The organism is Paenibacillus sp. KS1 (genome assembly GCF_001680695.1).
Classification (GTDB): domain Bacteria; phylum Bacillota; class Bacilli; order Paenibacillales; family Paenibacillaceae; genus Paenibacillus_B; species Paenibacillus_B suaedae.
Genome location: NZ_MAIS01000238.1, coordinates 1 through 1225, shown reverse-complemented (window position 1 = coordinate 1225; position 1225 = coordinate 1). Strand labels below are relative to the sequence as shown.

At 39.0% G+C, this 1225-nt stretch carries 1 protein-coding gene; it reads right to left on the bottom strand.

Annotated elements, in window-relative coordinates; translation table 11 throughout:
* Positions 1-234: 234 nt before the first annotated feature.
* A complete protein-coding gene (locus tag BBG47_RS28055) occupies positions 235-1017 on the bottom strand; it encodes a hypothetical protein (protein WP_044356119.1) in 783 nt (260 codons plus the stop codon).
* Positions 1018-1225: the final 208 nt, after the last annotated feature.

Genomic DNA, 1225 nt, shown 5'->3' with positions numbered 1-1225 from the left:
CTGCATTGTGAAGCAATTGCTATTTTCATCTTCGTATTCATATAAACTCGCACCTTTCCTATATTGGCATGTAATATCTACCATTTATATAACAATTTCAACCATCTGGTTTGTGACATAACTTTTAATTAAAGAACCGCAAATACCCCCAGGTTAGACATGCTGATCCACGTCTTCCCTGAGGGTGATCAATATCGGACTTGCTTACGTTTCACATCAATAACATGGCGATTCTTACTTTTTGACCATCGTTTTCGCCAACTTGATCATCTCTTCCTTCGTCATTGGATTCTTTGGATTCGTATGAACGGAAAGCAGCTTGCCGTGTTGGATCCAAACCAACGAATTTACTATATATTTCTCGCCTACATATGGATTATCTTTTTTCATTTTTTCCGCGGTTGTATAGGTATACTCTTGACTATAATTTTTCTTATCCACCGCATCAGGCTTACGGCTGCTTATTTTGATAAAATCGTCTCCATTTTTGAATTCTAATTTGGTTTCGTTTGTGGTTGTCCAATTGAGTTTTTTAGAGTAAATCTGTTTGTTTAATTTTTTCGCTTCTGCTTTCAAATCTGCAGCAAAATCAACGCTATATGGACCTGTAATCTCTGCCGCGGAGAAGACATATCCCTTGGGCAAGTTAGCAGGCTTTTGCAGCGTTGCTTCCTTCAAACTGGATGCTTTCTTTAGATAGTCCTCATATTTGTTATACTTTGGAAAGGAGTTGCCCATCAAGTAGACCTCTCCTTTACCTTTGACTTTAGTCAATTCATTACTGACATATAAGATATAGGTATCATCCGGATTTTTTTCAAGTAATTTCTCGATTCTCTCCTGCTCTGCTTTCTCCAGCTTCTCGCCCTCAGTCATGGTCTTTGGTTTAGCTGCTGCCGTCTTCAACGTTATATCGCTTATCGAACGAGAAGACGCTGCCTCTGCCGTGAGATTCATCGAACCAAATAACAGGATGCCGCTTATCGTTGCGATTGCAAGTTTCATTGTCATTTTCATATCAAATTGCCCCTCTCTCGTTAATCTTTTGACGTCTTATCTTATATAACAATTCTCACCGTGCCTTTTGTGACATCATTTTCAAATCATCCCTGAAAACAAAAAAATAACCCCCAGAAAAACTGCTAATCCTTCACAGCTTCCCCGGGGGTTTACTTCGTCCGATTACGAAACCCTGCTTATTATTTTTTCTCAAGTACCATCGTTT